Source organism: Bradyrhizobium sp. Ses1, assembly GCF_059512365.1.
In genome coordinates this window covers 73,791-99,706 of sequence record NZ_JCAMOQ010000028.1, presented here as the reverse complement: position 1 = coordinate 99,706, position 25,916 = coordinate 73,791, and the positions used below count along the sequence as shown (strand labels likewise).

Here is a 25,916-nt window from a genome sequence, read left to right as displayed (position 1 = left end):
ACCCGCGGCAGCTCTTGCTGCTCGCGAGCTTAGCGCCAGCGTCGGGGCGCCAGGACCACACGACTTCGCCGTCCGCGTTCATGCGCTCGTCAGTCGCACGCATCGCGTCCACCGCATCTCACCGCAACGTTCGTGACGATCGCGAGCCGCCCCTCTCTCGGGTGAGACGCGCCGAGTTAAATCACTGATTTGCCCGACGGCGAAAGCGGAATGTTTTTTCCGCAAGGGCTGGACGAGGCAAATCACATTGATTGGCTTAAGGAAAATCGCGCGAATGATATGGCGCCGTCATGCCCGGGCAAAAAGCGCGAAGCGCGTCTTCGCGCAGACGTCCCGGGCATCCACGTCCTTTGCCTCCGTGCACGGGAGAGACATGGATGGCCGGGTTAAGCCCGGCCATGACGGAGGAGAGGATTGCGCGAATGCGTCCCCCTGTCATTCCGGGGCGTCCGAAGGACGAGCTTCGCGCGCCCCGGAATGACGGAGAGAGCCGGCTGCGATCTCAACCGGCCTGCATCGCGTGGGCGGCGGCGGTGTGGCGGCGGATCAGGTCGGTAACATCGAGACCGGGGATGGCGCCGTCGATCACAGCCCAGTTGCCGCCGACCATCACGCGGTCGGCGCGGTGCGCGCCGCACAGCACCAGCGCGGCGAGCGGGTCGCCATGGCCGGAGAAGCGGAGTTCGTCGAGCTTGAACAGAGCGAGATCGGCGACCTTGCCGACGGCGATCTCGCCGAGCTCGGGACGGCCGACGCAGGCGGCGGAGCCCTTGGTGGCCCAGCGCAGCGCATCCTTGTGACTGACGCGATCGACACCATAGCGCGCCCGCTGCACCAGGAAGGCCGCGCGCACCTCCTGCATCAGATTGGAGCCGTCGTTGGAGGCCGAGCCGTCGACGCCAAGGCCAATGCCGACGCCGGCCTCCTCCATCTCGCAAACCGGACAGCAGCCTGACGCCAGCACCTGATTGCTGCAGGCGCAATGGCTGATGCTGGTCCCCGCCTTGCCCAGTCGCTTCATTTCGCCGGCGTTGAAGTGGATGCCGTGTGCGAGCCAGGTGCGCCCATTGAGCCAGCCGCATTGCTCGAGATAATCGAGCGGCCGGCAGCGATGCATCTGTTCACAGAACCGGTTCTCGTCCTCAGTTTCGGCGAGATGAGTGTGCAGGCGCACATCGAGCTTGTCGGCAAGCTCGGCAGTCCTCTGCATGAGCGAGGTCGTCACTGAGAACGGCGAGCATGGCGCGAGCGCGATCTGCACCATCGCATCCTCGCCGCGTTCGTGATGCTTTGCGACCACGCGCGCGCTGTCGGCCAGGATCGTATCCTCATCCTGCACGACACTATCGGGCGGCAGGCCGCCGTCGCGCACCGACAGATTCATCGAGCCGCGCGTCAGCAGCACGCGCAAGCCGAGCCGTTTTGCGACGGCCACCTCGATATCGACGGCTTCCTCGAGCCCGGCGGGAAACACATAGTGGTGATCGGTCGTCGTGGTGCAGCCCGACAGCAGCAGTTCCGACATTGCAACGGTAACACCGAGCTGAAGCGATTCCGGCGTCAGCTTCGCCCAAACCGGATAGAGCGCCTTGAGCCAGGGGAATAGCTCGCGGTCGAGGGCGGCCGGAAGTGCCCTCGTGAGCGTCTGGTAGAAGTGATGATGAGTATTGATCAATCCCGGCAGGACAACGTGTTCGCCTGCGTCGAACACCAGCGGCGAAATGGCGGTCGGCTCCTTGCCGCGGCCGACCAATTCGACGATCTTGCCACCCTGAACCACGACGCCGCGTTCGGCGCCTTCGGCTAAGATGGATAGCGGATCCTTGATCCAGGTCGGCTGCGTTTGGTCCATGATCCCACCATCTATCGAGAAGCACCGGCATTTGGCTTCGATGCAAGGACCGTCCCAATTGTGGCCAACGATTGGCGCCGGTCTTGCAAGGCTTCTTAAGTGAGCAAGACTCTTAAGCTAGGATGCATCCTGTTGAAAGCGTCGGCGTATCGATGGACTTGAACACGATTACGGAAGTCGCCCATCCGAAATCCCGGGCGCAACTGCCTGTTTGGACAGCAGGCGATGCTTGGCTGGCGGGCGGCACGTGGCTGTTCTCGGAGCCGCAGGCGCACTTAAGGCGGCTGATCGATCTCACCGACCTGAAATGGCCGGCGCTGACGATCGGCAACAGCGACTTCACCATCGCCGCCACCTGCACCGTGGCGCAGCTCGACGGCTTTGCCGGCCCGCCGGACTGGATCGCCGCACCCCTGATCAACCAGTGCTGCCGCTCGTTCCTCGCCTCCTTCAAGATCTGGAAGACCGCGACCGTCGGCGGCAATATCTGCATGTCGCTGCCGGCCGGGCCAATGATCTCTCTGACTTCGGCACTCGACGGCATCGCCACGATCTGGCAGCCCGATGGCGGGGAGCGGAAGCTTCCCATCACCGACTTGGTCACCGGCAGTCAGCAGAATTTGCTTCGACCCGGCGACCTGCTGCGGCAGATCGATATTCCGCTCGCGGCGCTGCGGCGACGCTCGGCATTTCGCCAGATCTCGCTGACGCCGGTCGGGCGCTCGGCAGCGCTCCTGATCGGAAGCATCGACAGCGAGGATGGCTTTGCGCTGACCGTGACCGCCTCGACGATACGGCCGATCAAGCTCCCCTTTGTCACCATCCCGGAGCAGGAGGAATTGCGCGAGACGATCCTGCAGCGCATCCCGGACAATCTGTATCACACCGACATCCACGGCAAACCGATCTGGCGCAAGCACATGACGCTGCGGCTCGCGGAAGAGATCCGCGCTGAACTCGGGGCGCAACCATGACCTTCGACATCAACGGCAAGACATTCTCGGAAACGCCGCGGGCCGGACAATGCCTGCGCACCTTCCTGCGCGACCTCGGGCATTTCGGCGTCAAGAAAGGCTGCGACGCCGGCGATTGCGGCGCCTGCACCGTGCTGCTCGACGGCGAGCCAGTGCATAGCTGCCTGATCCCCGCGTTCCGTGCCGAAGGGCATGCGGTCACCACCATCGAGGGATTTGCGCCTGACGGCGGCACCCATCCGCTGCAGCAGGCCTTCCTCGACGCGCAGGGATTCCAGTGCGGCTTCTGCACCGCCGGCATGATCCTGACCTGTGCGTCGCTGAACCAGGCGCAGCGGCAGGACCTCGGCGCCTCGCTCAAAGGCAATATCTGCCGCTGCACCGGCTATCGCTCGATCGAGGACGCGCTCGACGGCAAGACAAACATAGAGGACGCGGACGCAGGCACGGCTTTCGGCCGTAGCCTTCCGGCGCCGGCCGGGCCGCTCGTGGTGCGCGGAGCGGCGCGCTACACTTTCGATACCAAGTTGGAAGGCCTGCTGCACGTCAAGCTGCTGCGCTCGCCGCATCCGCACGCGAAGATCGTCAGGGTCGACAAGAGCGCGGCGCTCGCGGTACCCGGCGTGCACGCCGTGCTGACCCATGAGGACGCGCCAAAGCTTCTGTTCTCGACCGCGCGGCATGAGAAGGACTGGATGGACCCCGAGGACACCCGCGTCCTCGACGACGTCGTCCGCTTCATCGGCCAGAAGGTCGCCGCTGTCGTGGCGGAGACCGAGGCCGCCGCGGAAGAAGGCTGCCGCCGCCTCAAGGTCGACTACGAACTGCTGCCCGCAGTGTTCGACCCCGCGGAGGCGATCGCACCGCGCGCCCCGGTCCTTCATGGCGACAAGACGGTCGAACATCGCATCACCAACCCCACGCGCAACCTCGTCGCGGAAACGCATGGCGAATATGGCGACGTTGCGAAGGGCCTCGCCGAGGCCGCCGTCACCTATGAGGGGACGTTCACGACCCAGCGCGTCCAGCATGCCGCGCTGGAGACCCATGGCGGGCTCGCCTGGATCGACACTGAGGGCATCCTCAATGTCCGCTCCAGCACGCAGGTGCCGTTCCTGACACGGCGCGGGCTGTCGCAGATCTTCGCTCTGCCGCCCGATAAGATCAGGGTGTTCTGCGAACGCGTCGGCGGCGGCTTCGGCGGCAAGCAGGAGATGTTCGTCGAGGATATTCTTGCACTGGCCGCGCTCAAGACCGGACGCCCGGTCAAGCTGGAATTCACCCGCGAGGAGCAGTTCATCGGCACTTCGACGCGGCATCCGATGCGCGTCACGGTCAAGGCCGGCGCCGACAAGGACGGCAAGCTGACGGCGCTGCAGCTCGATGTGCTGTCCAACACCGGGGCCTACGGTAACCATGCAGGGCCGGTGCTGTTTCATGCGGTCGCCGAATGCATCAGTGTCTACAACTGCCCGAACAAGAAGGTCGACGCCGCCGTCGCCTACACCAACACGCTGCCGGCCGGCGCCTTCCGCGGCTACGGCCTGCCGCAAAGCCTGTTCGCCGTGGAAGCGGCGATCGACGAATTGGCAAAACAGCTCGGCATCAACCCGTTCGACTTCCGCCGCCGCAATGTCGTGAAACCCGGGGATCCCATGCTGTCGCCGCCGCCGTCCGAATATCATGACGTGCTCTATGGCTCGTATGGCCTCGATCAGTGCCTCGACCTGGTCGAGCGCGCGATGGCCGAGGACACGCCGCGATATGGATTGTCGGCGGAGTGGCTGGTCGGCGACGGCATGGCGCTGACGATGATCGACACCGTCCCGCCGGCCGGGCACCTCTCCGATTCCAAAATCGCGTTGCGCGAGGATGGTGGCTTCGAGCTGACGGTCGGCACCGCCGAGTTCGGCAACGGCACCAGCACGGTGCATCGCCAGATCGCGGCCAGCGCGCTGGCGACGACGGTCGATCGCATCGTCCTGAAGCAATCCGACACCGCGCATGGCGGCCACGACACCGGCGCCTATGGCAGCGCCGGCATTTTTGTGGCCGGACGCGCAACGCAGCATGCAGCGCAAAATCTCGCCGACGCGATCAAGGCGTTCGCGGCGGAGATGAGCGAAGCGGATGCCGAGTCATGCTTGCTGGACAATGAAACTGTTGTCTGCGGCAAGCGGCGGCTGTCCTTCGCCGAGCTGGCGAAAGCGGCGAAGGCGCGCGGCAACCTGCTCGAAGCCAGCGGCAGCGCGCATGGCACGCCGCGCTCGGTCGCCTTCAACGTGCAGGGCTTTCGCGTCGCCGTGAACAAGGGCACCGGCGAAGTCAGGATCTTGAAAAGCGTGCAGGCGGCCGACGCCGGCCGCGTCGCCAACCCCATGCAATGCCGCGGCCAGATCGAAGGCGGCGTCGCGCAAGCGCTGGGCGCCACACTTTACGAAGAGCTCGTGATCGACGACGGCGGACGGGTGATCAATCCGAGGTTCCGCGACTATCATTTGCCCTCTTATGCCGACGTGCCGCGCACGGAAGTATTCTTTGCGGAGACGTCGGATGCGGTTGGGCCGATGGGCGCGAAGTCGATGAGCGAGAGTCCATACAACCCCGTCGCCGCCGCACTCGGCAACGCCATCGCCAACGCCACCGGCATCCGCTTCACCAGCGCGCCCTTCAAGCCGGACCGTTTGTTTCCGGCGCTGCATGAGAAGTATGGCGCCGCGTAGGGTGGCCACGCTTACGCCGACGCTCGTGGACGGGTCGCGGCAAGTGAGTCGCTTTGCTCACCCTACGGGAGAGAACCCCTACCCCCGCCCCACCGTGCACTCGATCTGGCCGTGCGGCTCGTCAGTCGGCAGGAACACCTGGTTGTTGTTGTCGAGCCCGAACGCGGAGAGATTCATCGGGATGAAATGCATGTTCGGACAGGCCATGCTGATCTCGGAAATCTCCGGCACCGATGCGAGTGCGGCCTCGCCCATCCGGTAGAGGCTGTCCTGCACGCTCCAGCTATAGGTGGTCGAGAACACCTCAAGAAGCACATCGAGGATCTTCGCATTTGTCGCCGGATAGCTCACGGGTTTGCCCGACCATTTCCACGACGCCACCATGCTGGTCGCGCAGATGCGGTCGTGGGTCTCGGCAAGCGTGGTGTAGCGGTCCTTGACGTAGTTCTCCCAGCCGGACTGGGTCGCCTTCATGAAGGCGAAGCCGTCGATACCCGAGGCGAGCGCCGTCGGTCCGCCCCTGACAGCGGTGAGTTCGACGGTCGGCTTGCCGTTGCCGTCGAGCACGAAACTGTGCGGATGCGGCTTGCCACCGAAGCTCAGCCTGTTCCACCTGGTCTCGTGCGAGGTGATGGATACCGACGACACCTGCGGATAGGTGTCGAAATATTTCTGCGCCAGGACCTGGCAGAATTCTTCCGCCGAGAGCCCGGTATTCTCGCGGGCGACGACGTTGACGACGTTCTTGATGGTGTCGGTCGACACTGTGTTGGAATTGTCCGCGTGCGTATAGGTGCGGGCGAAATCGCCCTCGAGCATCGCCTTGATGTTGAGCTGGCTGACCTCGTGCCTGTCGCCATCGCGATGAATGCGCATCACGCGCACGCGGCCCTTACCGTAGCGGTTGTTGATCAGCGGCACGTCAAAGCCTCCACCGGTAAGTTTTGCGGGCGCGATCGCCCTGTCAGCGTAATAATGAGCAACGTTTGTGCCACCGGGCAAGCTGCAGGCACGGCAAAGTGAGTTGGTGTGACCTGCGATCGTTGCCACAATCTGCGCCATCCTTGCCGTAGCTTTCAGCAGCGGCGCCACGTGCCCAGGTCCTCATCCTGAGGAGACCGCGCAGCGGTCGTCTCGAAGGATGGCCGCGGGAGAGATCAGGGCCTCATGGTTCGAGACACGCTGCGCGCTCCTCACCATGAGGGGCGACGTCAACTGCCGCGATACGTCGCATAGCTCCAGGGCGTGACCAGGAGCGGGACGTGGAGATGGCCCTCGGGTTCGCTCACGGCAAAGCGCAGCGGGATGCGGTCGAGGAAGGGTGGATCGGAGAGCGGCACTTGCCGGCCGGCGAAATAGTCGGCGACGCTGAACAGGAGCTCGTATTTTCCAATCGGTACGGGACGGCCGCCGATCAGCGGCTGATCGGTGCGGCCGTCGGCGTTGGTTACCGCGCGCGTCACCACGCGGCTTGAGCCGAGATCGGACAGCTCGATCAATTCGACCGCGATGCCGGCGGCGGGCTTGCCGCTATGGGTGTCCAGCACATGCGTGGACAGGCGGCCATGTACGGCGAGGCGATCCTCGGCCGTCACGAGCTGGTCGAGCCGCAGCGCGGCGATGCGGCAGATCTCCTCGACCGATCGCTGCATCTCGGCCGGCACGTCGTTCGGCAGCCGCCGCTCGAAATCGCGCAGGATCGAATCCTTGGTATGGCGGCGGACCGAGACGATATAGGGAAAACCGAATTTCGTGCGATAGGCGTTGTTGACGCGCTCGAACGCGTCATATTCGGCATCCGACAACCGGTCGAGGCCGGCGCTGTTCTGCTCTGCATCGGATTCGGCGGTGAGGCCCGCGGCGCGCTGGGTCTTGTCGGCGAGATCGGGATGCGCCTTGATCAGCGCGAGCCGTAGCTCAGCCGGTGCGCGCTCCACCGCGGCCTTCATCGCCGTGAACAACACGTTGATGCCGGCGAACGGCCGCAGCAACGCCACTTCTTCGGCGATCCACGGCGAATGCTCGAAGATGTTGGCAAGCGCCGCGACAAATTCGTCGCGGCTCTTGTTGTTGAGATCGGCGATTGTGATCGACATCCGCCTATCCGATGCTGAAGGCATGTTCGGCGAACTGCTTGTGATGGGCGTACCAATGCTCAGCGATCTGCAGCCGGGTCGGCACCCAGACGCGGTCGTGCTTTCCGATGTAGTCGAGGAAGCGCATCAAGGCCGCGGCGCGGCCGGGGCGGCCGACCAGGCGGCAATGCAGGCCGATTGACATCATCTTCGGCGACGTCTCACCTTCGGCATAGAGCACATCAAAACTGTCCTTCAGATAGTTGAAGAACTGATCGCCGCCGCCAAAGCCCTGCGGGTTGACGAAGCGCATGTCGTTGGCATCGAGGGTGTACGGGATCACCAGATGCGGCTCCAAGCCCGCCGCCTTGATCCAGTAAGGGAGATCGTCGGCATAGGAATCGCAGAGGTAAGCGAGGCCGCCCGCCTCCATCAAGAGCCGGAGCGTATTGATCGAGGACCGCCCGGTGTACCAGCCGAGCGGCCGCGCGCCCGTCGCCTCGGTGTGCACGCGGATCGCTTCCGCGATCTCGGCGCGCTCCTCGCTCTCCGACATGTCCTTGTGCTCGACCCATCTAAGACTGTGGCTCGCGATGTCCCAGCCCGCCTCCTTCATCGCGGAAACGATCTCGGGATTGCGCTTCAATGCCATCGCGACGCCAAACACGGTGGTCGGCAATTTGCGTTCGCCGAACATACGCCAGAGCCGCCAGAAGCCGGCGCGCGAGCCATATTCGAACATCGATTCGATGTTGGCATGGCGCTGGCCCGGCCAGGGCTGCGCGCCGAGCACATCCGACAAGAACGCTTCCGAGGCGCTGTCGCCATGCAGGATGTTGTTCTCGCCGCCCTCTTCGAAATTCACCACGAACTGCACGGCGATGCGGGCATTGCCCGGCCATTTCGGATCGGGCGGGTTGCGGCCATAGCCGCGAAGATCGCGCGGATATGCTTCGGTCACTAAACTTCCTCGAAACGAATCTTCTGCGCGCCCTTCCAGAGCACGGTCTTGCCGAAGGTAACGAGGTTCTCGAGCCCCGACGTCAGCGTGATGAAATGGTTGCCGGCGAGCTGACCCATCTTGCTTGCGAAATGCACGCCGCCATAGGCGAGCAGGATCTCGGTTTCGCTGATGCCGCCGGGATAGAGGATGATCTGGCCGGGCGCCGGATAGCTGGTGTGGTTCTCATAGGAGACGCCAAAGTCGAGATCGCCGAGCGGCATCCAGACCCCCTCGCCGCTCCAGCGGACATGGATCGCCTGGCTCTCGAACGGCATCGCCTTGCGAAACGCTGCAACCGTCTTCGGCGCCAGCGCCTCCTCAAAGCGCGCGTCGAATTTGAAGTCACCGGCATGGACAATCAGTTTGCTCATTGATCTCTTCTCTTGAATCTCTGCTGTTGTGTAGCTGGGAACCGCCTCTCGCTACCGCATTGCAGCGCGGCATCGGAAGCAAGGACCATTCCAGAGGCAGCGTTGGCCTAGTTTCTCCGATCGTACGACCAGCCGAACAGGCCGCTGCGCTGCGTCTCAGGCTCGGGCGGCGGCGCCTCCTTGGCCTCGGCCTGCGGCGGCGGTGCAGGCGGCGCCGGCAGGTTCTCGCATTTCAAGGAGTAGACCAGTTCGCCTTTCGCAGTGCGGCCGATCGGAGCGCAATCGTCCGCCCGCGCGACCGCGCCTTTTGTCGCACCTTTGGTCTCCTTCGGCGCCAGTTGGGTCTGCGCCACGGCCAGCGAGGAGACTGGCGCGGCGACCAACAGCAACACTGGTAAAAACTTCTTCATCGGCCTCACTCGTTGGGAATCCTTTGCCTTATTGAACCGGACCGGCACCGGTCAGTCCATGATAGCGCGAACCGCCTGTAATACCTGCTGAATATTTAGCCGTGACCAAGAAATTTGCTCGCCGCTTCGTGATAGGCGCAACCGTACTAACCGTCAGCGCACATCGCTATCTCCCTCTTTAGCGCTGAGGTGCGAGCCGCACAGGCCTCGCAGACGAAGCGTAATAAAGCCGGGAGAACCACATGAAGACATTCCTCACCATCTTTGGGTCAGTTTTGATTATTGCGTCATCCGTCCAGTTCGCTGCGGCAGCGCAGCGTCCTCACCACTACAAATCGGACCGCGTCGTGGTGCGCCAGCAGCCGTGTCCCTGCAATTCCTATGCGGCCTGGCCTGCTCCGTCCCCTGAGATGTACGACTACCCGCCGAGCGTCTTCACTGGTGGCTGGTCGGCACCCGCCGGCCGCTGAGCCGATCGAGGCTGAACGCAACAAAGGCCGGCCGCGAACATCGCGGTCGGCCTTTTCGTGTAACATGACCTCGCAACCTTCAGACGGGAGAGAATGATGACGACAGCGACATTGCGCGGGCATGTGGCACTCGTGACCGGAGGTTCGCGCGGCATCGGTGCCGCGATCGTGCGCGCGCTGGCAGAGCAAGGCGCGGCCGTGGCGATCAACTATCGCGAGCGCGCGGGCGAAGCGGATGCGCTGGCAAAGGAGATCACGGCCGCGGGCGGAAAGGCGATCGCGATCGGCGCGGATGTTTCGCAAGGGCCGGCGGTTGCGGAGCTGGTGCAGCGTGCCACCGCCGAGCTCGGCCCGATCGACATCCTCGTCAACAATGCCGGCATCGCGATCACGCGCGGGGTCGACGATCTCACCGAAGCCGATTTCGATTCCACCATCGCGGTGAACCTGAAATCGGTGTTCCTGTGCACGCAGGCGGTGCTGCCGGCGATGCGCGCCAAGCAATGGGGCCGCATCGTCAACATCTCCTCGGGAGCGGCACGCGGCGCCGGCGCGATCGGGCCGCACTACAATGCATCGAAGGCCGGTATCGAAGGATTGACGCGCGGCTATGCCGCACGCCTTGTCAAGGAAGGCATCACCGTCAACGCGGTCGCGCCCTCGCTGATCGAGACCGACATGATGAAGGGCCAGCCAAATCTGGTCAGCCGGATTCCGCTCGGCCGTTTCGGCACCGCCGACGAAGTCGCGCAGGCCGTCATGATGCTGATCGGCAACGCCTACATGACCGGCCAGACCGTCGCCATGAGCGGCGGCATGGCGTTCAACTAGGCAGTAGACTCATGAACGGCAGCCAACCAGGTACTGCGATGGCGAGATCGAGATCGTAGCGAACTCCCCTTGGCCTCTACCTGGTCCGAGGCTCTTTTGCGTTTTGAGTTTCCTCGTTTGTAGGCTTGAGCATCGCTTTGAGCTGTTCTTCGAGCGATCGCGGCGAAATTCCGAGCACGGCAAATCCTGGCCGGCTGCCCGAAGCCGTCGTGTCGATCTGCATAAGCTCAACCTGATTGCGCGTGAGCGGCGGGTGCGGCAGGATTTCACCGAGGCCTGCGACGGCATGCCAGAAACCAAAGGGTATGCGCACCAAGGCCGGTCGCAATCCTGCGGTGCGCGCAATCGTCCGCAGGAGCTCCTCGTACGAGTAAATGCGCGGACCGGCCAGTTCGTAGATAGGATACGGTCTTTGTGGTTGCCGCAGGACTTGTGCGATCGCCGCGGCGACGTCGTCCACGTGCACCGGCTGAAGCCTCGTCCTGCCGTCGCCGAATAGCGGATAAGCCGGCAACGTCCGAAGCAGCCCAAGAATTGTGGTGAGAAAGGTGTCGTCCGGTGCGAACATGACCGCCGGGCGGATAACGACTGCGCCAGGGAATGCGGCTTGCACGGCCGCCTCACCCTCACCGCGACTGCGAATATAGGGCGAGCGCGAGGCGGCATCAGCGCCTATTCCCGATAGGTGCACAAACCGTTTGGTCCCGGCCCGCCGTGCCACAGCAGCGATCCTGGCGGCCGCTTCGACGTGCACCGAATGATATGTGTCGCCTCCATGCTCGAGGTACAGGCTGATCGCGTTGATGACGCCGTCGGCACCCGCAATTGCAGCCTCTATGGACCGCTCGTCATGTGCATCGGCGACGATCTGCTCCACGTTGTCACCTTCGGTCCGCGCGGGATGCCGCGAGGCCATACGCACTGTAACGGTGGAGTCGCTCAAATGGCGCACGACGCGACGACCAACAAAGCCCGTCCCCCCGAACACGGTCACGCGGTTCATGGCCTGGCCCATCCCACGATCCTGTGCGACGCTCTTCATTGACCCGCCGAGCGCCGCGCGCACCACCTCAGCGGCCTGCGCCGGCGAACTGCCTTTGTTGAGATGATGTGAGATCACCTCAATCAATATTTGCGCTGCAGGGCCGACCGCTTGCCACTCGATCCTGGCTTCATCGATCAGCGGCTGCGCTTCATTATAGAGCGCTTGTGCCTGTTCGATGATCGGATGTGCCTTGTTGAAAAGATCGATCAGCGCCCTGGTCGCTGGCAATGACTGTTCAATTTGCTCAAGCTGCGCATCGCTGAGACCGGAAGCGTGACCAATGACCTCAATGAGCAAGTGTTTCAGCATTGCGCACTCTCCTTCTGGCGGCCGCGCTCGCCACCCAAAGTTCCCATGAAGCCGCCGAGTTCTACAAATCGGCCGCAACAATTCTGAAGGGTCTATGAATGCACCGTTCAGTCAACATTGCAAAAACGGAGCTGATAATCCGCAGGAGCATTTTGCCACGACGGACGAGGCACCAAATGAAGCGGCTTCTGATGATCGGACTTGCCTGCTGTGCCTTTGGGCTCGCGCCAACGACGCCGGGGTCGGCTATGCCCGCGGCAACGCCTTATACGCTGGGCGGCGCCGATGGGGCAGTGATTCAGGTCAGAGGCGGACATGGACATGGGCATGGGCATGGGTGGGGCCATCACGGCGGTCGCGGCCACCACTACGGCTGGTATCGGGGCCGCCACCATGGCTGGCGGCATCATCGCCATTGGTGGTGATTTTTACCCGAAGGCCAAAAAGGGGCTGCAGTTGGTGGCCCGCTTTTCCGCTCAATGTCGCAATCAAGGAGTTTCGCAGTTCGGTCGCATCGCTGATAGAACCAGTTGGGAGCCGATGAGCGGACCTTGGTTGCGTGGGAGGAAGGTCATGACGACTTCCATGTCGAAATTCAGGTCAAAGTTCACCGCATGCGCTGCCGTGCTGGCTTGCGCGATGGTCCTGTCGGTCGCGGCATATGCCAGAGGCGGTGGTGGCCACGGCGGCGGCGGTGGCTTTCACGGCGGTGGTGGCTTTCACGGCGGCGGCTTTCACGGCGGTGGCGGCTTTCGTGGCGGCGGCTTCCATGGGGCAGGCTTCCATGGGGGAGGCTTTCGTGGTGGCGGCTTCCACATCGGCGGAAGACACTTCGGTGGCGGCCGTGGATTCGCCGCAAGACCTCATTTTGCCCCGCGGGTAGGCCGTTCGTTTGCGCGGCCGAGCTTCCATGGCGGCCGTTCGTTCAGCCAGCGATCGTTCGCGCCGCACAACAGAACCGCAGCGGTCGGCGCCTCGGCGCTAAGGGCGAGGCCCGTCAACGTGGCGCGGAACGCCAACGCCGTGCGGCGTTCACTGAACGCGCGCCCGATCAACCGGGCGCTGAACAACACCGGCGCGCTGCGCGATCCGCGCACCCGCGCGTTCATCACCGCGAGCGTGGCCACGGCGGCGTGGCATGGTGGCAACTGGTCGTGGTGGCGCCACCGCAATGGCGGTTTTGGGTGGGTCGGCCCCTTGTTCTGGCCGTTCGCTTTCTATGACATTTATGATTACGCTTTCTGGGGCTATCCCTATGATGATGCGTTCTGGGGCTATGGCTACCCGGACCTCTATGCCGGCATCTTCGGCCTTTACGGCTACGACGACCTGATGGGCTATGCGGGCTATCTGCCGGGCCATGCCAGCCGGCGCGGAGGCAACCTCGACACCTATGCCTATGCGCCGTCGAACGGCCGGACCAATCTCGCGCAAATGTGTGGCGACGATGGCCGCGTGATCGCTGGGCTGCCGATCGAGGCATTCCAGAATGCAATCCAGCCGAACGAGGCACAGCGCGCCGCGCTCGACGAACTCGCCAATGCTTCGGAAAAGGCCGCTGCAGGCCTCAAGGCCTCCTGCCCCACCGACGTTGCGCTCACGGCCCCAAGCCGGCTTGCAGCGATGCAGCAGCGCATCGAGGCGATGATCGTCGCGGTGCAGACGGTGCAAGGGCCGCTCGATAAGTTCTACGGCCTCCTGAGCGATGAGCAGAAGGCGCAGATCAACGCACTTTCCATTACGCGCCAGCGTCCGGGCCGGACCGCGGCGAGAGCCGGCCCGGCTGGACCAGCCTGCGATGTGACGCAACCGACGCTGAGCGAGTGGCCGACCGCCACAATCGAGCAATCGGTCAGGCCGACCGACCAGCAGCGCCGATATCTTGACGCGCTTCAGGGCGCCGCTGCCCAGGCTGCGGACACGCTGAAGGCATCGTGTCAGATCCGGCCGGAGGACGCGCTGACGCCGCCGGCACGCCTCATAGCCGTCGGCCAGCGGCTCGACACGATGCTGCAAGCGGTGAAGACCGTGCGCAAGGCGATGGATGACTTCTATGGATCGCTGACCGACGAGCAGAAAGCGGCCTTCGACGCGATTGGTCCGCAGCAGGCTGGCGGGCGCCGACACGTCCGCGGGCGGGCGTCGGCGGACGACGCGCGGTGGGGTCGCCTAGGATAAGTCTCCGCGCCTCGCGGACGTAGCCTTCGTCCGCGTCACGCCGAGGGTTTATGGGTACGCGGCCCAGCGAGACGGATGCGATAGCTCAGCGATCGGCTCGCACCGGGCGCGATCTGCATCAGGCCGGGCTTGCCTGTGAACTCACCGTCAAAATCCACCGGGCTGGCATAGCCGTGCCACGGCTCGATGCACAGGAACGGCACGCCGCCGGGCTTTGACCAGATGCCGAGTTCGCGGAAGCCGTCCCACGCAACTTCGATCGACGGCCCACGATCGGCGGCATAGCGCACCGAGGTGCTGGCGAGCTGGTCGAGGATCACAGCGTCATCGTCGAACAGCCGCTCGGAGAGTGCGAGCGTTCCGCCTTCGACCGGGGATGGCTGCGCGTCCGGCCGCATCAGACCGCCCTCGAGCCGGCGGATCGGCGCGGGCTCGTCATCCGGGAAGGTCAGCATGTAGGCTTGCTTCGCAAGGCCCGGAAGCAGCGGCCAGCCGAACGCGGGGTGTCCGCCGAGCGACGCCGGCAGCGTCTCGTTGCCGGGGTTGGCGATCTCGAACGTCACCTCCAGATCGGCGCCCCGTGCCGCGTACGTCACCTCCAGGCGGAAGGCGAAGGGATAGCTGGCGCGGGTCGCATCATTGTCCACGAGCACCAGCTTGCAGGACGCGTCCTCGCGCGAGACCCATTCAAACCGCTGATCGCGCGCAAAACCGTGCTGCGTCATGGGGTAGGTCTTTCCCTTGTGGCGCAGCTCGTCGTTCTTCAGCCGCCCGACAATGGGAAACAACAGCGGCGCATGTCGCGGCCATTCCGGCCCAGCCTGCCACAACAGCTCGAGCCCGTCCGCACTCTTCAGCGAACACAGCTCGGCGCCAGCGGCCTTGATCGTCGCGGTAATCGCGTCACTAGCGATGATGTGGGTGTCCGTGCTCATGTCTGACCTCGCGGGAAAGCGCGCCAATCCCTGTATATTTTTTGGGCTGACGATGTCGAGACTTTCATCTTGCCGCGACAATCGCGGTTATGTGAGCCTCCCCGGGACAGCCGCTGTTCGGAAGCGAATTTGCGGCTGTTCCGATGCGAGCAGAGCTCGTTCCAAGAAAGTCAGGTCATGTTCAAACGGCTGTTGTTTGCCTTCCTCCTTACCACCGCAAGCGTCGGCACCGCGATGGCGCAGGAATCGCCGAAGATGGGAGGCGTGATCAACACCGTGATCCAGCCCGAGCCGCCCGGCCTGATGCTGGCGATGATCCAGAACGGCCCGACCCAGATGGTGTCAGGCAATATCTTCGAGGGGTTATTGCGCTACAGCCCGAAGCTGGAGCCGCTGCCCGGCCTCGCGGAAAGCTGGACGGTCAGCCCGGACGCCAAGGTCTACACCTTCAAGCTCAAGCCTGATGTGACCTGGCATGACGGCAAGCCGTTCACCTCGGCCGACGTGCTGTTCTCGATCGACATGTTGAAACAGACCCATGCGCGCGCCCGCAACAATTTGTTGCAGGTGGAGAAGGTCGAGGCGCCCGACGACCTCACCGTGGTGTTCACGCTCAAGGAACCGTTCGGACCGTTCCTCGGCATTTTCGAGGTCGGCTCGATGCCGATGATCCCGAAGCATCTCTATGCGGGCACCGACTTCAAGACCAACGCTTACAACAATGCGCCTGTTGGCACCGGTCCCTTCATGTTCAAGGAATGGAAGAAGGGCTCGTTCATTCACCTCGTGAAGAACCCAAACTACCACGAGAAGGGCAAGCCCTATCTCGATGAGATCTATTGGCAAATCATTCCCGACGCCGCGGCGCGTTCGGTGGCGTATGAGACCGGAAAGGTCGACGTGTTGCCCGGCGGCTCCGTGGAGAATTTCGACGTGCCGCGCCTGTCGAAGCTGAAGAACACCTGCGTGACCGGCGCGGGCTGGGAGTTCTTCAGCCCTCTCGCCTGGCTGTGGCTCAATAACCGCCAGGGTCCGACCGCGAACAAGAAGGTGCGTCAGGCGATCCTGTATGCGATCGACCGCAACTTCGCCAAGGACGTGATCTGGAACGGGCTCGGCAAGGTCGCAACCGGCCCGTCATCCTCGGCCGTCAAGTTCTACACCGACGACGTGCCGAAATATGACTTCAACCCCGCCAAGGCCAAGGCGCTGCTCAAGGAAGCCGGCTACAATGGCGAGAAGGTCCGCCTGCTGCCGCTTGCCTATGGCGAGACCTGGCAGCGCTGGGGCGAAGCCGTGAAGCAGAACCTGCAGGACGTCGGCATGAACATCGAGATGATCGCAACCGACGTGCCCGGCGGCAACCAGAAGATCAGCGATTGGGATTACGATATCGCCTTCACCTACCTCTATCAGTACGGCGATCCAGCGCTGGGCGTCGGCCGCAACTACGTCTCCAGTGCCATCGCCAAGGGCCAGATGTTCAACAATGTCGAGGGATATTCGAACCCCGAGATCGACAGGCTGTTCGCTGAAGGTGCGGTCGCAACACCCGACTCCAAGCGCAAGGAAATCTACGAGAAAGCGCAGAAGATCCTGGTTGAGGATGTGCCGGTTGCCTGGATGCTGGAATTGCAGTTTCCGACCATCACGCGCTGCAAGGTGAAGAACCTCATCACGACAGCGATCGGCGTCAATGACGGCTTTCGCGACGCCTGGATCGAGAAATAACGATCTCGAATGAGATCATGTCAAATTGCGTCCGCGATGGACACTGTGCTCCCTCTCCCGCTTGCGGGGGAAGGCTAGGCCAGGTCGGGGGCATCTTCGCGTATTCACACTGTCCGATCGTGGGAAAGAGCCAACCCGCAATAGCCTATGGCGACGCCGCTAATGGCCTGAATTTACTTCCGCTTTCGGCGGCATAGCGGACATGGCCGGGCTGGCTGCCATTTCGCGCGAATGTGAAGGGTTTCGGATGCCGGCCGCCGAATACGCGGCGCCGTCTATCAAGCGGCCGGCGTCCGAAAGCCTTCCCAAAGGAGGAAACCGCGCTGGGGGGACGTAGGACGATGCCGCGTGATCGAGCTAAGTCGTGTCAAACAACCTTCAGACGATCAATAGGGTCGTCGATGGGGGGTTTAATGTTTGGCGGCACTCGTACTTTCAAGGACTTGGCCGTAGTAAAAATACCACACCACACAATCTAAACGTGAGTTCTTCGATATTCGAATCTCATGAGGCAAACTGATCTCTATCAATCTGGAAAGCCTCCGGAGCCACTGAGCCGAAACTGTTTTGAGTTGCTCGTCAAGAGCATCACGCCATTTGTAACTCTGCTTGCGTCGAGATTCCTGGACTGGGTCCAACAAGCGCGATGGTGCACACAATCACGGTCGAGAATGCCGGTTTCGAGTTGGCTCTTGTGCAATGGGGATGCTTCGCCACGAACTTCCAGATCGGCAGACCCTCGATCATCCGATCATTGCCAACGGGCTAATTGCACCGCTCATCACGATGACCTGTCGCCTATTGCTTCGCCGTGTCGCCAGCCGCGGCGTTCTACCGCGCGAGCGGTTTAGTCCCCTGACCCAAAGCGGTCATAAATCGGCGCGCACCATAACTCTGACAGAGTCCCCAACATCGCGATATAATCCAATCCCGCCCTGCCCGGTTGGGAGGGCGAATGCAATTCCAGCAACTGAAACGGAGTGAGTTAGTTAGGAGGTGTCAAATGGACGCTACTCGACGTGCTCTTTTAGGCGCAGCCGCGCTTGGCGCTAGTGGGCTCGCACTGATGCAGAACGCGGCTGGAGCAGCCGCAAACGATCGGGGCAATCCAGGCGACGGCGGGTATGGCCGAAACGCAGTGCAGCTTCCGCCGGGCGCCAAGGTCGCGTACCACGACCCAAAAGACATTGAGGCCATGCCGAACTTCAAGTATCCGCTCGACGGCAGCGTTCCGAAACTTACATCGGGCGGCTGGGCAAAGGAATCGACGGAACATCAGCTCCCGGTAAGCAAAGGGATCGCGGGCGTTCACATGTTCCTTAACCCGGGAGCATCGCGCGAACTACACTGGCATGCCATAGCAGCCGAATGGGCCTTCGTCATTGACGGCCGATGCCAAACAGTGGTGGTCGAGCCTTCGGGCGCGAGCGAGATCAACAACTACGAGCCGGGCGATCTTTGGTACTTCGCCAGGGGCCACGGCCATTCGATCCAAACCATCGGCGACAAGCCTTGCCACTTTGTTCTGTCCTTCGACAATGGTGCGTTCTCCGAGCACGGTACCTTTTCGATCACCGACTGGATTGACATTACGCCGAAGGACCTCGTGGCAGCCAACTTCCATCTGCCGACGGACTTGTTCGACGCCTTTCCCAAAGGAGAGACCTACATACAGGCGGGGCCGATTGTGCCTATTTCGCAAGCGCTCGACGCGCCCTGGCCGAGGGAGTCGACACACAAATTCAGGCTGCTGCGAGACCAAAAGGCAGTACGTGACTTCGAGGGCGGCACGTTTCGCCTCGCCTCCGTTGACGAGTTCCCGGCCTCCAAGACCATGTCCGGCGGCCTGATGATCATTGAGAAGGGTAAGCAGCGCAATCTGCATTGGAACACCAATGCGAACGAATGGCACTACTATCTGCGCGGCAAAGGGCAGGTCGCGTTGTTCGGATCGGGCGGGCGCGGCAAGGTCACTGACGTCAGTCCGGGCGATGCGGTTTACATCCCTATGGGTTTCGGCCACGCGATCAGGAATGTCGGAGACGAAGACCTTGAAATCGTGCAAACGTGGGACAACGGCAAATTTGAGGAGATCGACCTCGACCATTGGGTGCGGTCGAGCCCAAACTATTTGCTGGCGAACAATTTCGGGGTCGTGCCCGAGTCCACGATCGGCAAGATGAAACAGCCCTAGAAGCCATAAGTCGGTTCAGGGCAGCTTGGGAACATTCATGGGTTAGGTGCGAAGTCTGCTCCTGTGAAGGGTTTCGGATGCCGGCCGCTTGATAGACGGCGCCGCGTATTCGGCGGCCGGCGTCCGAAAGCCTCCAAAGGAGGAAACCGCGCTGGGGGGGGGACGTAGGACGATGCCGCGTGATCGAGCTAAGTCGTGTCAAACAACCTTCAGACGATCAATAGGGTCGTCTATGGGGATTGAATGTTTGGCGGCACTCGTACTTTCAAGGACTTGGCCGCAGTAAAAATACCACACCACACAATCTGTGAGTTCTTCGATATTCGAATCTCATGAGGCAAACTGATCTCTATCAATCTGGAAAGCCTCCGGAGCCACTGAGCCGAAACTGTTTTGAGTTGCTCGTCGCGCGCCAAGGGCGATGCGAATGGAGGAAACGATTGCTGCGAATGCTCCACCTCGCGAAATGCGCCCCTGCGTTTTTGATGTGTGCTGCCTTGTTGTTGGTGAGTCTGCCTCTGGGGATGACTACCGCTTGGGCGCAGTTGCGCGGCCATGGCGGGCCGGTGCGGGCATTGGCGATTTCGTCTGACGGACAAACCGCGATCTCAGGAAGCTTTGATTCAACCGCAATCCGCTGGTCGCTGACGCTCAATGCGGCCGAACAGGTGCTGCGGTTCCATGCCGGCGCCGTCAATGCAGTCGTGCTGCTGGGGGACGGGCGCACCGCGACCGCAGGCGCCGACGGGCGCATTGCAATCTGGAGTCCCGGCAAGGCGGAGCCCGATTCCGTCTTGGAAGGCCATACGGCGCCGATCGCCGCCCTCGCGCTGTCGCCCGACGGCACAACACTGGCTTCCGCGTCGTGGGATCATACGGTTCGGTTGTGGCCGCTCGCGGGCGGTGCGGCGCGTGTGCTCGAAGGGCAAACTCAGAACGTCAATGGCGTTGCATTCGCTCCGGACGGTCGCACAGTGGTCAGCGTGAGCTACGATCAGAGCGTGCGCATCTGGCCGTCAGCCGGCGACACGCCGACCGTTGTTGCAATGCCGAGCCCGCTCAACGCTGTGGCAATCGACAGCAATGGCGAAATCGCGACCGGCGGCGCCGATGGTAAGCTATATTTTCTGACAGGAGCCGGTGCAGCTGCGGGTGAGATCGCAGCCGGCCCGAGACCAGTGACCTCGATTGCGATCTCGCCGGACGGCGCGCTGGTAGCTGCCGCGAGCGTTGGCGGATCGGTCGCAGTGATCGATCGCAAGACGCGCACTCTGGCGCGCAAACTGGCCGGTCCCGAGCTGCCGGTCTGGTCGGTCGCGTTTATGCCGGACAGCCGCACCCTGCTCACCGGTGGCGCCGACAACATCATCCGCCGCTGGAACGTGGTGACGGGAGATCCTATCGATCCACTTCTCCTGGAGACGACGGGAGATCCGCTGGCCGCCTATGCCGGCGACCATGGTGCGGAGGTGTTTCGTGCCTGTGTGGCCTGCCATACCCTTGGCGCCGAGCAAGCCAACAGGGCGGGCCCAACCCTGTCCGGCATTTTCGGCCGACGGATCGCAACCGTGCCGGGCTATAATTTTTCCGAAGCACTCAAGCGCCTCGATATTGTCTGGACGCCGGAGACGGTTTCCAGATTGTTCGAGGTCGGACCTTCGGCCTACACCCCGGGCACCAAGATGCCCGAGCAGCGCATTGGCTCGGCACAGGACCGCGCCGCACTGGTGCAATTTCTCGAGCGCGCGACAAAGAGATAGATGCTTGATAGGATACGTGGAGATTACAGTACGATGAACGCCTGCAAATCATCGCTCTGCCGGATTTTCCGCTGTTCAGCTCCATCGCGGTCGGCGACGCCATATTCCAATGGTGAGTTGGCAGCCTTCGAGAATCATAACCGACACGAGCAGCGCAAACGCGGCGATGACTAAACACCACCCTGCCATCGCACACACCTGCGAACCGCGTCCTTGCCACGCATACGCCGTTGACTCGGGTCCTGCCCGGTAGGTGTGAAAGAGCTGTTCGAGTGTTGTCTCAGCTTCGGGAGCGCTGGTCGATTCTCGGATGAAAGATCAATGGCGGTTGGTCCGTAGAGAGGCGGCTCCAAATAACCGCCTCTCTCCCTACGTCTATAAACAGCGCTCAACGCGCACGGCGACCGCCGCACCTCAACAACCCTTACCTCACCCCAAGATGCTGTCATCCCAGCTTGAGGTGAGGGCAAGACGAAGATGGACGACGAGAGCCCAGACGCTATTGATTCACGATGGTCCCGGTCGCGTTGAAGTCCTTCTTCTTATCGTACCCGGAGTCGCGTAGATTTCGGAAATACAGGTCGCGGTCTCCGCTGCTCATACCGCCCTGCCAGCCGGCCGGAGCCGGACCCGCAAATGCGTTCGAGTACATCGGACGGGCATAGGCACCGTAAGCGCCGCCTCCATAGTAGCCTGTCCCTGCGTAGTAAGGGCCGCCTCCCCATCCCCAGGCGGGTGAGGTGGCACCGACCGCCGCAGCCGTTCCGATTGCCGCGGCGGTTCCGACCGCCGCGGCGCCGGCCATACCGGCACCGTATGCGGCCCGCCGCGTTTGCCGACGCGCAACACCCGCAGCGCTCACAGGCGTCAACGGGCGACCGACCCGCGCCTGGGCGCTCTCGACCGACAGCGTCACTCCGCGCTGTTCAGACCAGTTGAATGAAAGCAGCGCCGCACAGGCGAAGGCCGGGATCGCAATGGCAACTTTTGTCACAGTGGTCTGCGTCATATTGCTTCCTCCATTTTTTCTGCCCCATTTTTTCGACGTCTTGTGGTTGGCACGCATTGGGTGGGTCAGAGAGATTGCCCGCACAGAGTTGAAGCAATGAAGGTTCAACTGGAAAAGCTTGTACTCGACGGGATGAGCCGGCATCGGCGTAAATCTCTGCATGTTGGTACGGCAACAGCAGACTACTTGCAGGACCGCCATTATATACTTCTGCGCTTCAGAATCCGGCGAAAAAACTGACAGTGAGACTGTCATACTTCGAGCCTTGTTGAAGTTTCGAGGTACTTCTTCGGACCGTGAGCCATCTCAGAACTTTGCCGAAAGACATCCTGAAGTTTGAAGATACCCAAAGACACGTCGTCGTTCCGGATGTTTGTGTCGTCTCGCGCCAATGTGATGCAGGCGGCTAACGCACCGCGCGACACTGTTCGCGGGTGCGACGCATTGCTGCTTGATCTGGCGCAATGTCTATTTGACAGCCCGCCGTCAAAAACCATTTGATCGAGGCAGGAACCGCCGGACGAGGATTCGCGGGTCCTCATCCGGGACGTGAGCCACTTATGAAGCGATCGAAAAGGTCCGCGAAGGAGCGTATTTTCCGCCCCAAGCGGACCCGTGCACGGCTGAGCGGAGAGATGCCCTGCGCGACCGTGTTTCGTCTCGTGGGCTCCGCCTGCCTCGAAGACGTCAAGGCTCATCATCGCGGCGCCCGTAACGGCGACACCGTCGCCGTGCATCAGACGCGTGTGGCGCTGACCCGTTTTCGCGCGGCGATCGCTTTCTTTGAGCCCATGGTGCAGGATTCCGAATGGCCGCGCCTGAAGTCCGAATTGAAATGGCTTAACGGATATCTTGGCGCCACGCGCGACCTTGATGTCGCGATCGGGAACGCTCCCCGCGAACGGCTGTTCAGGACAGCCCGGGCCGAGAGCCAGCGCCAGTTGAGACGGGCGCTGACATCAGATCGCTATCGCCGCTGGTTCAAGGACATGGTCGATTGGGTCAACCATGGCCCATGGTCTCATATGAGCGAGCACCGCCTGGTGCGGCTCCGCGCATCGCGGGCCTCCGAGTACCACGCGCGCCGGCTCGCCGGCTGGCATGAAAAGCTCGTCAAGAAGAGCCGCGGCCTGCAGGGAATGAGCGGGCGCAAGCAGCACCGCGTTCGCCTGGCCAGCAAACGGCAGCGCTATGCGATCGAGTTCTCCGAAGACGTGCTGGCAAAGAAGGACTTCGCCCCATGGCGCGCGATCGTGAAGCAGCTACGCAAGGCGCAGCAGATTCTCGGCGAACTGCACGACGCCGAGGCTGCGCGGGCGCTTGTGGCAGGCCTACAACAGCGCGTCGGGACGCGCCCTGCGGGCCGCCAGCGGAAACCGCTCGAGCTGCTGGACAAGAAGGAAAAACAGCGGCTGCTGCGGCGCGCTGCGGTCGCATACCGGAGGATTGCAGCCTAAAGTTTCGGCTCTGATTGAATCAAAACCGAAGCTCTAGATTCTAGTTTTGACGCGTTTTCTTCACGCGAACCGGTATCCACGTCGCTCGAAAACGCTCTGGACGGGATTCTGCGGTCAACCCCGTATTTGTCCGGGCAGGATTGTTGATCGAGCGCATTTTCTTGCCCTGCTCGATTCGGCTAGTTTGCATTCAAGAAACTCGCATTTCTCCTGGTTGACACCATGCCCGACGGTTCTTCGACGGCCCATCTCTATCGCCCCAAGCTCATGACCGCCCTGGGCGAGGGCTACAGCCTCGACAAACTCCGCCAGGATGCCGTTGCGGGCCTCACCGTGGCCGTGGTCGCGCTGCCGCTCTCGATGGCGATCGCGGTGGCCTCCGGCGTGACCCCGGAACGGGGGCTTTTCACCGCCATCGTCGGCGGTTTTCTGGTCTCGGCGCTCGGCGGAAGCCGATTTCAGATCGGCGGACCGGCAGGCGCCTTCATCGTGCTGGTGGCGGCGACCGTCGCTCAGCTCGGCGTCAACGGCCTGTTGCTGACCGTGCTGGTGTCCGGCGTGATGCTGACCCTGGTCGGCGCGACCGGTCTCGGCTCGCTGATCCGTTACATGCCGCATCCCGTGACCGTCGGCTTCACCTGCGGAATCGCGGTGACCATTTTTGCGAGCCAGATCACGGACCTGTTCGGCCTGACGCTTGCCGGTCCCGAGCCGGGGTCCCTGCTCGCAAAGCTGATTGTGCTTGGCCGTGCGCTTCCGACCCTGAATTGGGCCGCACTCGGCATTGGTGCCGGGACGGCGGCGATCATCTTCGCGGTGCGGCAGTGGCGGCCGACCTGGCCGGGAATGCTGATCGCCATTGCAATCGCCTCGGTCGTGGCGCTGGTGCTGCAACTGCCGGTCGAGACCATCGGCACCCGTTTCGGTGAAATCCCGCATAGCCTGCCGGCGCCGCAGGTGCCTGATATCTCCTACGACCTTCTGCTGAAGGTTTTGCCGGCGGCGTTCTCGTTCACGCTGCTCGGCGGCGTCGAGAGCCTGCTGTCGGCAAAAGTCGCCGACAGCATGACCGGTCGCAGGCACCGTTCCAACATGGAGCTGGTCGCACAAGGCATTGCCAACATCGCCTCCGCCTTGTTCGGCGGCATCAGCGTCACCGGCACCATCGCGCGCACGGCAACCAATATCCGCGCCGGCGGCCGCAGCCCGCTCTCAGGCATGCTGCATTCCGTCTATCTGCTGCTGTTCATGCTCGTGGCGGCCCCCCTGGCGCGCTACATCCCGCTCGCGGCCCTTGCCGGCGTGCTGGTCGTGGTGTGCTGGTACATGGCGGAGAAGGAGGAGTTCGTCCGCCTGGTGAAGGACTGGCGCAGCGGCGTGGTGCTGGTGCCGACCTTCGCACTGACGATATTCAAGGATCTCACCTTCGGCATCGTCGCTGGATGTATCCTCGCCGTGCTGTTCGCACGGCTCGGAAATCCGCAGAAGCCTGAGGACGCGTAGAGCGCGGCTCCGAGCTCCCCGTCATTGCGAGCGAACGAAGCAATCCACCTCTCCGCTTGTTGCGGCATGGATTGCTTCGTCGCTTCGCTCCTCGCAATGACGGGCAATCAGCCCAAGCGCATGCCAAAAAGATGATCGGCGGTGGGACTTCGCATCGACCGGACGTCCGCCTATATCAAACCCTCTTGTATTATGCCCGTCATTCAAAGCCAGGGGAACATATCATGGCCAGCCCATCCATTCTCGAACCGACGGCGCCGCAGGGCAGCGTGCTGATCGCGGGCGTCGGCGCGTCCCAGGGGGTGGGCGCGGCGATCGCTCGCCGGTTCGCGGCGGGCGGGTACCCGGTCGCAATCGCAGGCCGCAATGCCGAAAAGCTCACGGCAACCGCCGCGGAGCTTGCTGCCGCCGGCGCCAAGATCGCCCATGTCGTCGGCGATGTCTCCAAGCCCGCCGATGTCGCCCGCTTCGTGGCGGCGGCGCAAAAGCTCGCGCCACTTGCGATGGCGGTGCACAATGCCGGCTCGAACCGGTGGGCGCCCTTCCTGAAGATAAGCGAAGAGCAGTTCGAGTCACATTGGCGCGAGCATGCGCTCGGCGGTTTTCACCTGGCGCAGGCGGCAATCCCCGCGCTGCTATCGCGTGGCGGCGGCACGCTGGTGTTTACGGGAGCGAGCGGCTCGCTTCGCGGCAAGGCCCATTTCGCCCCCTTTGCCGCCGCCAAGGCCGCGCTGCGCGCGATGGCGCAGAGCATCGCGCGGGAATTCGGATCCCAGGGCATCCATGTCGGCCATGTCGTGATCGACGGCGGCATCGCGGGCGATCGGCTCATGAGCCTGCGACCGCAATTGAAGGAGGAGCGCGGGCCGGACGGCCTGCTCAACATCGCCGCCATCGCCGACGCCTATTGGGTGCTGCACCATCAGCACCGCAGCGCCTGGACCCTCGAACTCGACCTCCGCCCCTGGGCGGAGTCGTTTTAGCGGTGTTCGCTCGTAGCCCGGGTGGAGCGCAAGCGTAACTCTACGATGCCCATGCAGGCGTCCCGGGTTACGCGTTCGCTCCACCCGGGCTACGGCCGCACAA

At 62.8% G+C, this 25,916-nt stretch carries 19 protein-coding genes and 2 pseudogenes; 11 read left to right on the top strand and 10 right to left on the bottom strand.

Going from position 1 to position 25,916, the window contains the following annotated elements; translation table 11 throughout:
- Positions 1 to 502 precede the first annotated feature (502 nt).
- Positions 503 to 1,852, bottom strand: a complete 1,350-nt coding sequence (locus AC5ZG5_RS27855; RefSeq protein WP_456643963.1) for an 8-oxoguanine deaminase — start codon at positions 1,850 to 1,852, stop codon at positions 503 to 505.
- Between the two features lie 152 nt (positions 1,853 to 2,004).
- On the opposite strand from AC5ZG5_RS27855, the gene AC5ZG5_RS27850 reads away from it, so the two are divergent.
- Together AC5ZG5_RS27850 and AC5ZG5_RS27845 are read left to right on the top strand one after the other, a co-directional pair.
- Positions 2,005 to 2,826, top strand: coding sequence for an FAD binding domain-containing protein (locus AC5ZG5_RS27850; RefSeq protein WP_456643962.1), 822 nt, complete (start codon positions 2,005 to 2,007; stop codon positions 2,824 to 2,826).
- Positions 2,823 to 5,549: a molybdopterin-dependent oxidoreductase gene (locus tag AC5ZG5_RS27845; protein WP_456643961.1), complete on the top strand. Its 2,727-nt coding sequence runs from the start codon at positions 2,823 to 2,825 to the stop codon at positions 5,547 to 5,549. The genes AC5ZG5_RS27850 and AC5ZG5_RS27845 overlap by 4 nt, the downstream gene beginning before the upstream one ends.
- Before the next feature lie 78 nt (positions 5,550 to 5,627).
- On the opposite strand, the gene pucL is transcribed toward AC5ZG5_RS27845, so the two are convergent.
- From pucL to AC5ZG5_RS27820, 5 genes are all read right to left on the bottom strand, one after another.
- Entirely contained in the window at positions 5,628 to 6,470 is an 843-nt protein-coding gene (pucL, locus tag AC5ZG5_RS27840) for a factor-independent urate hydroxylase (RefSeq protein WP_456643960.1), read from the bottom strand.
- A 290-nt stretch (positions 6,471 to 6,760) separates the two neighbouring features.
- Complete coding sequence (uraD, locus tag AC5ZG5_RS27835; protein ID WP_456643959.1) at positions 6,761 to 7,645, bottom strand: 2-oxo-4-hydroxy-4-carboxy-5-ureidoimidazoline decarboxylase; 885 nt, start codon at positions 7,643 to 7,645, stop codon at positions 6,761 to 6,763.
- A 4-nt stretch (positions 7,646 to 7,649) separates the two neighbouring features.
- Positions 7,650 to 8,585 (bottom strand): allantoinase PuuE, encoded by a 936-nt coding sequence (gene puuE, locus AC5ZG5_RS27830; RefSeq protein WP_130230110.1) that lies wholly within the window; start codon positions 8,583 to 8,585, stop codon positions 7,650 to 7,652.
- Positions 8,585 to 8,998, bottom strand: coding sequence for a DUF3830 family protein (locus tag AC5ZG5_RS27825; RefSeq protein WP_027579045.1), 414 nt, complete (start codon positions 8,996 to 8,998; stop codon positions 8,585 to 8,587). Before AC5ZG5_RS27825 ends, puuE begins: the two co-directional genes overlap by 1 nt.
- Before the next feature lie 107 nt (positions 8,999 to 9,105).
- A complete protein-coding gene (locus AC5ZG5_RS27820; RefSeq protein WP_456643958.1) occupies positions 9,106 to 9,408 on the bottom strand; it encodes a hypothetical protein in 303 nt (100 codons plus the stop codon).
- 242 nt (positions 9,409 to 9,650) lie between these two features.
- On the opposite strand from AC5ZG5_RS27820, the gene AC5ZG5_RS27815 reads away from it, so the two are divergent.
- Together AC5ZG5_RS27815 and AC5ZG5_RS27810 are read left to right on the top strand one after the other, a co-directional pair.
- Positions 9,651 to 9,878, top strand: a complete 228-nt coding sequence (locus AC5ZG5_RS27815) for a hypothetical protein (RefSeq protein ID WP_456643957.1) — start codon at positions 9,651 to 9,653, stop codon at positions 9,876 to 9,878.
- Between the two features lie 96 nt (positions 9,879 to 9,974).
- Entirely contained in the window at positions 9,975 to 10,709 is a 735-nt protein-coding gene (locus AC5ZG5_RS27810) for an SDR family NAD(P)-dependent oxidoreductase (protein WP_456643956.1), read from the top strand.
- Between the two features lie 76 nt (positions 10,710 to 10,785).
- Here AC5ZG5_RS27810 and AC5ZG5_RS27805 read toward each other — a convergent pair whose 3' ends face one another.
- Together AC5ZG5_RS27805 and AC5ZG5_RS27800 are read right to left on the bottom strand one after the other, a co-directional pair.
- Complete coding sequence (locus tag AC5ZG5_RS27805; protein ID WP_456643955.1) at positions 10,786 to 12,063, bottom strand: complex I NDUFA9 subunit family protein; 1,278 nt, start codon at positions 12,061 to 12,063, stop codon at positions 10,786 to 10,788.
- Positions 12,064 to 12,366: 303 nt separating this feature from the next.
- A complete protein-coding gene (locus tag AC5ZG5_RS27800) occupies positions 12,367 to 12,555 on the bottom strand; it encodes a hypothetical protein (protein ID WP_456643954.1) in 189 nt (62 codons plus the stop codon).
- Between the two features lie 81 nt (positions 12,556 to 12,636).
- On the opposite strand from AC5ZG5_RS27800, the gene AC5ZG5_RS27795 reads away from it, so the two are divergent.
- Positions 12,637 to 14,241 (top strand): Spy/CpxP family protein refolding chaperone, encoded by a 1,605-nt coding sequence (locus tag AC5ZG5_RS27795; protein WP_456643953.1) that lies wholly within the window; start codon positions 12,637 to 12,639, stop codon positions 14,239 to 14,241.
- Between the two features lie 35 nt (positions 14,242 to 14,276).
- On the opposite strand, the gene AC5ZG5_RS27790 is transcribed toward AC5ZG5_RS27795, so the two are convergent.
- A complete protein-coding gene (locus AC5ZG5_RS27790) occupies positions 14,277 to 15,176 on the bottom strand; it encodes an aldose 1-epimerase family protein (RefSeq protein WP_456643952.1) in 900 nt (299 codons plus the stop codon).
- 177 nt (positions 15,177 to 15,353) lie between these two features.
- On the opposite strand from AC5ZG5_RS27790, the gene AC5ZG5_RS27785 reads away from it, so the two are divergent.
- From AC5ZG5_RS27785 to AC5ZG5_RS27775, 3 genes are all read left to right on the top strand, one after another.
- Positions 15,354 to 16,907 (top strand): ABC transporter substrate-binding protein, encoded by a 1,554-nt coding sequence (locus AC5ZG5_RS27785; protein WP_456643951.1) that lies wholly within the window; start codon positions 15,354 to 15,356, stop codon positions 16,905 to 16,907.
- Between the two features lie 1,066 nt (positions 16,908 to 17,973).
- Positions 17,974 to 19,101 (top strand): cupin domain-containing protein, encoded by a 1,128-nt coding sequence (locus AC5ZG5_RS27780; protein WP_456671211.1) that lies wholly within the window; start codon positions 17,974 to 17,976, stop codon positions 19,099 to 19,101.
- A 524-nt stretch (positions 19,102 to 19,625) separates the two neighbouring features.
- Positions 19,626 to 20,861, top strand: coding sequence for a c-type cytochrome (locus AC5ZG5_RS27775; RefSeq protein WP_456643949.1), 1,236 nt, complete (start codon positions 19,626 to 19,628; stop codon positions 20,859 to 20,861).
- A gap of 819 nt (positions 20,862 to 21,680) precedes the next feature.
- Here AC5ZG5_RS27775 and AC5ZG5_RS27770 read toward each other — a convergent pair.
- Positions 21,681 to 21,870 (bottom strand): annotated as a pseudogene (locus AC5ZG5_RS27770) (hypothetical protein); the annotation flags it as partial.
- Positions 21,871 to 22,505: 635 nt separating this feature from the next.
- Between AC5ZG5_RS27770 and AC5ZG5_RS27765 the strand changes: the two are divergent.
- From AC5ZG5_RS27765 to AC5ZG5_RS27755, 3 genes and pseudogenes are all read left to right on the top strand, one after another.
- The gene (locus tag AC5ZG5_RS27765; RefSeq protein ID WP_456643948.1) at positions 22,506 to 23,327 is read left to right on the top strand and encodes a CHAD domain-containing protein; all 822 of its coding nucleotides are present in this window, start codon (positions 22,506 to 22,508) and stop codon (positions 23,325 to 23,327) included.
- Positions 23,328 to 23,549: 222 nt separating this feature from the next.
- Positions 23,550 to 24,791: pseudogene (locus AC5ZG5_RS27760) on the top strand (SulP family inorganic anion transporter); the annotation flags it as partial.
- Between the two features lie 263 nt (positions 24,792 to 25,054).
- Complete coding sequence (locus AC5ZG5_RS27755; RefSeq protein WP_456643947.1) at positions 25,055 to 25,813, top strand: SDR family NAD(P)-dependent oxidoreductase; 759 nt, start codon at positions 25,055 to 25,057, stop codon at positions 25,811 to 25,813.
- Positions 25,814 to 25,916: the final 103 nt, after the last annotated feature.

What these genes read in the sequence shown, in the direction of transcription:
- AC5ZG5_RS27790 (WP_456643952.1), bottom strand. Translation starts at nt 15,176, where the DNA reads ATGAGCACGGACACCCACATCATCGCTAGTGACGCGATTACCGCGACG.
- AC5ZG5_RS27855 (WP_456643963.1), bottom strand. Translation starts at nt 1,852, where the DNA reads ATGGACCAAACGCAGCCGACCTGGATCAAGGATCCGCTATCCATCTTA.
- AC5ZG5_RS27785 (WP_456643951.1), top strand. Translation starts at nt 15,354, where the DNA reads ATGTTCAAACGGCTGTTGTTTGCCTTCCTCCTTACCACCGCAAGCGTC.
- AC5ZG5_RS27825 (WP_027579045.1), bottom strand. Translation starts at nt 8,998, where the DNA reads ATGAGCAAACTGATTGTCCATGCCGGTGACTTCAAATTCGACGCGCGC.
- uraD (WP_456643959.1), bottom strand. Translation starts at nt 7,645, where the DNA reads ATGTCGATCACAATCGCCGATCTCAACAACAAGAGCCGCGACGAATTT.
- AC5ZG5_RS27850 (WP_456643962.1), top strand. Translation starts at nt 2,005, where the DNA reads ATGGACTTGAACACGATTACGGAAGTCGCCCATCCGAAATCCCGGGCG.
- AC5ZG5_RS27805 (WP_456643955.1), bottom strand. Translation starts at nt 12,063, where the DNA reads ATGCTGAAACACTTGCTCATTGAGGTCATTGGTCACGCTTCCGGTCTC.
- AC5ZG5_RS27820 (WP_456643958.1), bottom strand. Translation starts at nt 9,408, where the DNA reads ATGAAGAAGTTTTTACCAGTGTTGCTGTTGGTCGCCGCGCCAGTCTCC.
- AC5ZG5_RS27795 (WP_456643953.1), top strand. Translation starts at nt 12,637, where the DNA reads ATGACGACTTCCATGTCGAAATTCAGGTCAAAGTTCACCGCATGCGCT.
- AC5ZG5_RS27845 (WP_456643961.1), top strand. Translation starts at nt 2,823, where the DNA reads ATGACCTTCGACATCAACGGCAAGACATTCTCGGAAACGCCGCGGGCC.
- AC5ZG5_RS27780 (WP_456671211.1), top strand. Translation starts at nt 17,974, where the DNA reads ATGCAGAACGCGGCTGGAGCAGCCGCAAACGATCGGGGCAATCCAGGC.
- AC5ZG5_RS27755 (WP_456643947.1), top strand. Translation starts at nt 25,055, where the DNA reads ATGGCCAGCCCATCCATTCTCGAACCGACGGCGCCGCAGGGCAGCGTG.
- AC5ZG5_RS27810 (WP_456643956.1), top strand. Translation starts at nt 9,975, where the DNA reads ATGACGACAGCGACATTGCGCGGGCATGTGGCACTCGTGACCGGAGGT.
- AC5ZG5_RS27765 (WP_456643948.1), top strand. Translation starts at nt 22,506, where the DNA reads ATGCCCTGCGCGACCGTGTTTCGTCTCGTGGGCTCCGCCTGCCTCGAA.
- AC5ZG5_RS27815 (WP_456643957.1), top strand. Translation starts at nt 9,651, where the DNA reads ATGAAGACATTCCTCACCATCTTTGGGTCAGTTTTGATTATTGCGTCA.
- AC5ZG5_RS27775 (WP_456643949.1), top strand. Translation starts at nt 19,626, where the DNA reads ATGACTACCGCTTGGGCGCAGTTGCGCGGCCATGGCGGGCCGGTGCGG.